This is a genomic window from Paenimyroides marinum (assembly GCF_900108395.1).
In the GTDB taxonomy this organism is placed as follows: Bacteria; Bacteroidota; Bacteroidia; order Flavobacteriales; family Flavobacteriaceae; genus Flavobacterium; species Flavobacterium marinum.
The window spans coordinates 21,492-27,690 of the sequence record NZ_FNXE01000035.1 but is presented as its reverse complement, the minus strand read 5'-3'; the positions used below and the strand labels follow the sequence as shown (position 1 = coordinate 27,690).

Below are 6,199 nucleotides of genomic sequence, written 5' to 3'. Positions count from 1 at the left end.
TAAAGGCTATATCTCTAAAAAAATTGCAGACATATTATTTGTTGATGGTGTTCATCTAATCACACAGCTTAAAAACAATATGAAAAACTGTTTAATGACCTTGTCTGACAAAATACTATTGAGAAAACGTTCTGTTATTGAAACAGTTAATGATGAATTGAAAAACATGTGTCAAATTGAACATTCAAGACATAGATCTATAGGAAACTTTTTTACAAACCTTATTTCAGGGCTAATTGCTTATTCTTTTTTTCCTAAAAAACCTTCAATACAATATAATGAGCTAAAAACAAATCAGTTAGCAATATTCTGATTATTCGAACTCAGGTTTATAGTAACCTGAGAATCGTTTTTATTAAAGAAGAACTGATAGGCTATGAATCCTAAAATAAGGACAAGTATGGCTATAATAGCTGATTTAAAATATTTTTTCATCTCAATTTTTTTTATTCGGTTAATGATTCGCCTTGATAAAATTTTAAAAGTTGCTGATATAAAGAGGTTAAATATTTACTTTGCAGGTAGGTTTGCTCAGCATTCAGATAGGTATTGCGACTAACTGAAAGTTCTGTTGCCGTTAATCCTCCGAATTCATATTTTTTCCCTGCGAGTTCGTAAGAAAGTTTTGCGTTGTTTCTGGCGGTTTCGGAAGCGTTTTGCTGTGCCTGATTTGCAACCGCATTCTGATAAATGGTTTCTATTTTAGAATACAACGTTTTAGAAGCCGCAATTTTATCTAACTCGTTCTGTTCTATTTGTAGCTTAGCCAGTTTTACATTGGTTTTATTTTGTTTTTTTGAAAAAACGGGAATGCTTAACGATAAACCGACTTGCTGACTGAAATTGTTTTTCAGCTGTTCTCTATAGATAAAATCCATCGTGTTTGGATAACCCGAATTGAGTCCGGCTGTAAGCGAAAGTGTGGGGAAATAACCTGCTTTGGCAATTTTTACATCTTTTTCTAAACTTTCATTGTTTAAATCATAAATTTTCAAATCGGGAAGCAGTTCGCTTGCTTTGGCAAATACTTCCTGTTTATCGGGAATCAATATTTGCAAACCTTCCAATGAAATATTCTCTATCTGAAAATCTGTAGAAGGATCTAACTCCAGCAACTGTTTAAGCGACAAAACCTGCTGGTCATACATATTTTTGTTGGAAACAAGTGTATATTGGTTATTGGAATGTTGGGTTTCCAAATCTGTAAGTTCGAGTTTGGCTATAGCTCCGTTGTCGTATTTTTTTTGTGCCTGACTAAGTTCTTCCTTTGACGAAGCCAAAGCGTTTTCTGCTATTTTAATCCCTTCGTAATAATAAAGAGCCTGCAGGTAGGATTCTAATACACTTAATGTAATATTGTTCTTTGCCTCCTGAAGATACAATTCACTTTGTTTTACCAAAATTTCATTCTTTTCAATCTGAAGATTTAATGAATTTCCCTGAAACAAAATCATTTGGGCATTTATCCCTACATTATTGGAAAAAATCTGCTGATCCACAAAATCACTGGTTACGGGGTCAATAGCGGAACCATTGGACAAATTAGCAGAAAGGCTTCCCGCTACACTCGGCAACCTGTTATATTTCTGTTGTTGGTAATTAACCTCGGTGGTAGTCTTGTCAAGAACTGATTTTTTTACGGTAACGTTGTTTTCAACCGCATAAGTTATACAGTCTTTTAACGACCAAATACCGTTTTGCTGGCAAAACGTTCACTGGTATGATAAGTATGCCTAAAATAAAAAATAACTTTTTCATTGTATTGCTTTTCATATTGCAATACAAAGGTTTGTTTTATTATATTTTATATACAAACAGAATAGATGTTTGAAACTTTTGTATAGAAGTTAAGAACTTTTTTATCGACAGATAAAACTTAAATTTAGAGCTTTTCATTTTTATTTACTTCAACTTAAAACATGGAATTACCTCTAAAAAAAACAGACTGGTTTTCAATTTACGTTCATAAATTATTTTACAATATAAAAACAAATCATCGTACAATAATTATATTATAATATCTTTGCCTCATGCAAAACGAACATCAAATATTTGGAATCCGTGCAGTTATTGAAGCGGTTCAGGCAGGTAAAGAAATAGACAAAGTTTTTATACAAAAAGAAGCTCAGGGCGAATTAATGCGGGAGCTTTTAAAAACGCTGAAAAAAAACAACATTAACTTTTCGTACGTCCCGGTTGAAAAACTAAACAAATTAAGCAAATTCAACAACCATCAGGGAGCGGTTGCATCTATTACACCAATTAAATTTGTTACGATGGAAGAATTGGTGGAAGATGTGTTGGAGAAAAAAGAGCATCCGTTGTTTTTAATTTTAGACCAATTGTCTGACGCCCGCAATTTTGGAGCAATTATTCGTACAGCAGAATGCACCGGAGTTGACGGTATCATTATTCAAAAACAAGGTTCGGCTCCTGTAAACGGCGACACCGTTAAAACATCTGCCGGAGCGGTTTTTAATATTCCCATTTGTAAAGTAGATCATATCAAAGATGCCGTTTTTTACCTGCAAGGTTCGGGCATTACAACTGTTGCCGCTACCGAAAAAACCGAAAACAACATTTACAATATTGATTTTACAAAAGGCATTGCAATTATTATGGGTTCTGAAGATAAAGGCGTTAACCCATCGGTTTTAAAAATTGTTGACGAAAAAGCAAAATTACCTATGTTTGGAACTATTTCTTCACTAAATGTTTCGGTTGCCTGTGGTGCGTTTTTATACGAAGCTGTTAGACAGCGGTTAAATGAAAGTTAAGCATTACACATTTCTAATTATTTCTTTAATTATCCTTGCTCTTATTTTTGGCTTCGGAATAATAAATACAATGGTTAGTTTAAAGTATGAAACAAATTTTGATAATGAATGTGTTTCAACAATATCTGGCGATAATTTGTGTAATTCTTTAAGAAATATAGAATACTTATTTTATACGGATTTAGGGTTAATTTTTCTTCTATTTTTGTTTAGACAAAGAATCATAAAAAAAACGGATCCTAATTAGAATCCGTTTTTTTATTATGATTTTAAATCGAATCGATCTGCATTCATTACCTTGTTCCAGGCTGCAATGAAATCGTTCACAAATTTTTCATTGGCATCGGCACTTGCGTAAACTTCGGCAACGGCTCTTAATTCAGAATTTGATCCAAAAACCAAATCGGCACGGGTACCCGTCCATTTTGGCGTTCCTGTTTTACGGTCGGTTCCCAGATAGATTTCTTTTGTTTCATCCATTGCTTTCCATTGCGTATCCATCGTTAATAAATTCACAAAGAAATCGTTGGTCAACTGTCCCGGACGATCGGTAAAAATGCCGTGTTTCGATCCGTCAAAATTGATATTAATTGCACGCAAACCACCCAACAATACGGTTAATTCCGGAGCTGTTAATGTTAATAATTGTGCTTTGTCTATCAATAATTCTTCTGTAGAAACCGCTCTGCTTTTCAACCTTCTGTAATTTCTGAATCCATCGGCAACGGGCTCTAACCATTTAATTGAATCGATATCGGTTTGTTCTTGCGACGCGTCTGTACGCCCCGGTGCAAAAGGAACCGTTACGTTAACCCCCGCATCTTTTGCTGCTTTTTCAATTCCGGCAGCACCCGCCAGTACAATTAAATCGGCTATGGAAATTTTCTTACCTTCTTTATTAAAGTTTGACCGGATTGTTTCTAAAACAGTCAATACGTTATTTAACTGCACAGGATTGTTTACTTCCCAGTTTTTCATTGGTTCTAAACGAATGCGTGCTCCGTTCGCCCCTCCCCGTTTGTCTGATCCACGAAAAGTTGATGCCGAAGCCCAGGCTGTTCCTACTAATTCTGAAACGCTTAAACCGGTATCTAAAACCGCTGCTTTTAATTGGGCAATATCTTCTTCATTCACCAATTCGTGGTCTACTGCCGGTACCGGATCCTGCCATACAAATTCTTCTTTAGGAACATCGGGTCCCAAATAACGGTTGCGGGGTCCCATGTCACGGTGTGTTAATTTAAACCAGGCTTTAGCAAATGCATCGGCAAATTCATCGGGGTTTTCTAAAAAACGACGGCCTATTTTTTCATAAACCGGATCCATACGCAATGCAATGTCTGATGTCAACATAGTTGGTTTTAATCTTTTATTTGCATCATGTGCATGAGGAATAATTTCGCCCACATTCTTGGCAACCCATTGGTGTGCACCGGCAGGAGATTTTGTTAATTCCCACTCAAATCCGTATAAATAACTTAAAAATAAGTTTGACCATTCGGTAGGTTTGCTTGTCCAGGTTACTTCAAGTCCCGAAGTAATGGTATCCCTCCCTTTACCGGTTCCGTAGTTATTGTGCCAGCCCAAGCCCTGCATTTCCATATCGGCTGCTTCTGGTTCAGGTCCAACATGGTCTGCAGAAGCTGCTCCGTGTGTTTTTCCAAACGTATGCCCGCCGGCAATCAATGCCAGGGTTTCTTCATCGTTCATTGCCATTCGGGCAAAAGTATCTCGAATATCTTTTGCAGAAGCTAACGGATCAGGGTTTCCGTCCGGACCTTCAGGATTCACATAAATCAATCCCATTTGAACTGCTGCCAACGGATTTTCCAAATTTCTGCTGTGGATTTTTCCATCCGCGTCGTCATCTGATACTACCACACCTTCTCCTTCTACCCCCTGTGAACCTTGTGCATAACGTACATCGCCGCCCAGCCATGTTTTTTCAGATCCCCAATAAACATCCATATCAGGTTCCCAAACATCTGCACGACCACCGGCAAAACCTATTGTTTTGAAGCCCATAGATTCCAATGCCATATTTCCGGCAAGAATCATTAAATCTGCCCATGAAATTTTACGCCCGTATTTTTGTTTAACCGGCCATAACAAACGACGTGCTTTATCTAACGAAACGTTATCGGGCCAAGAATTTAACGGTGCAAAACGCTGCTGACCGGCTCCTGCTCCGCCTCGACCGTCTTGTACACGGTATGTCCCCGCACTGTGCCACGCCATGCGGATAAACAATGGTCCGTAATGACCAAAATCGGCAGGCCACCAATCTTGAGAATCGGTCATTAGTGCTTTTAAATCGTTCTTAACTGCTTCCAGATCTAAGGATTTGAATTCTTCTGCATAATTAAAATCCGGATCCATTGGATTGGACTTTGATGAGTGCTGACGAAGAATATCTACACGTAATTTATTTGGCCACCAGTCGTTATTTGTTGTTCCGCCGCCGGCTACCGCTTTGCTTTCAGATAATGTTCCGTTGTGGAACGGGCATTTACCAATATCGTTTCCTTTTTCCATTTATTATTGTTTTAAGTTTTCATAAAATTAACAATAATAATGTTTATTTGATTTCATATTGATATTAAAAATCTATTAAACTATAGTTTTTTTTTTACTCTTTGCTGATTAAACCAGGAATTATTTTCTAATATGGTTGCTACCGTTTTTCCGGTGAAAGGTATCGTTATAAATATACCCTTGGGCATCTTTCCTTAGCAACGGTAATGGATTGAAATTTCCTTTGGCGTCAAACTGTTTGATGAAATCATCTTTTGATTCATTATAATCGGGGTGTTGCCAATCGTATGTATATTGTGGCTCAAACTGTGGTTTATCTAACAGAAAAGAAAGGATCAGTCCTGAAATAAATCCTGCCAAGTGTCCTTGCCACGAAATGCCTTCTTCAATATCGGGTAACATATACCAGACCGATCCTCCGTATAACAAGACAATTACAAATGAAAGTGCCATTAAACGGTATTGCTTACTGCGGATTCCCGTAAAAAACATATAAGAAGTTAACACGTAAATTAAACCGCTGGCACCAATGTGGATACCGCTTTGGGCAATGAGCCACGTACCGATTCCTGACAGTAAAATGCCCACAAAAACCAAGGTTTTCCAATTTTTGAAATAATAATAACAAATAAGGGGCAGCAACACAACGAGTGCTATGGTATTGTTCCACAAATGCTGTATGGAACCGTGTAAAAAGGGTGAAAACAACACACCGCGTAAACCTTTAAATGTGCGGGGAATGATTCCGTAACTGTTCCATTCTAAAAAATAACGCCAATTGATATAATAAACCAACCAAATAATTAAAATGAATACAAAAGGTACCCATACGCTTTCTTTCCTAAATTTAAGTTGGTCTGTTTTCATATAATGGTTGAATCAAAAAC

Annotated in this window: 5 protein-coding genes; 2 read left to right on the top strand and 3 right to left on the bottom strand. The window is 37.0% G+C overall.

The genetic code is table 11. The features are described 5' to 3' along the window. Window positions 1-313: transposase (locus tag BLW20_RS11310; protein ID WP_143037780.1), on the top strand; the 313-nt coding region annotated here is incomplete at its 5' end. Window positions 314-446: 133 nt separating this feature from the next. Here the strand turns inward: BLW20_RS11310 and BLW20_RS11305 are convergent. Continuing rightward, complete coding sequence (locus BLW20_RS11305) at window positions 447-1,691, bottom strand: TolC family protein (RefSeq protein WP_143037779.1); 1,245 nt, start codon at window positions 1,689-1,691, stop codon at window positions 447-449. 339 nt (window positions 1,692-2,030) lie between these two features. Here BLW20_RS11305 and rlmB point away from each other — a divergent pair, with 339 nt between their 5' ends. Further along, on the top strand, window positions 2,031-2,777 hold the full coding sequence (gene rlmB / locus BLW20_RS11300) for a 23S rRNA (guanosine(2251)-2'-O)-methyltransferase RlmB (RefSeq protein ID WP_091100896.1): 747 nt from the start codon (window positions 2,031-2,033) through the stop codon (window positions 2,775-2,777). A gap of 261 nt (window positions 2,778-3,038) precedes the next feature. Here the strand turns inward: rlmB and katG are convergent, their stop codons facing one another. Both katG and BLW20_RS11285 read right to left on the bottom strand, forming a co-directional pair. Beyond that, window positions 3,039-5,312 carry a catalase/peroxidase HPI gene (katG, locus tag BLW20_RS11290; RefSeq protein WP_091100887.1) on the bottom strand — a complete coding sequence of 758 codons (2,274 nt, stop codon included), beginning with the start codon at window positions 5,310-5,312 and terminating at the stop codon, window positions 3,039-3,041. A 120-nt stretch (window positions 5,313-5,432) separates the two neighbouring features. Then, window positions 5,433-6,179: a rhomboid family intramembrane serine protease gene (locus tag BLW20_RS11285; RefSeq protein WP_091100883.1), complete on the bottom strand. Its 747-nt coding sequence runs from the start codon at window positions 6,177-6,179 to the stop codon at window positions 5,433-5,435. Window positions 6,180-6,199 lie beyond the last annotated feature (20 nt).

What these genes read in the sequence shown, in the direction of transcription:
- katG (WP_091100887.1), bottom strand. Translation starts at nt 5,312, where the DNA reads ATGGAAAAAGGAAACGATATTGGTAAATGCCCGTTCCACAACGGAACA.
- rlmB (WP_091100896.1), top strand. Translation starts at nt 2,031, where the DNA reads ATGCAAAACGAACATCAAATATTTGGAATCCGTGCAGTTATTGAAGCG.
- BLW20_RS11285 (WP_091100883.1), bottom strand. Translation starts at nt 6,179, where the DNA reads ATGAAAACAGACCAACTTAAATTTAGGAAAGAAAGCGTATGGGTACCT.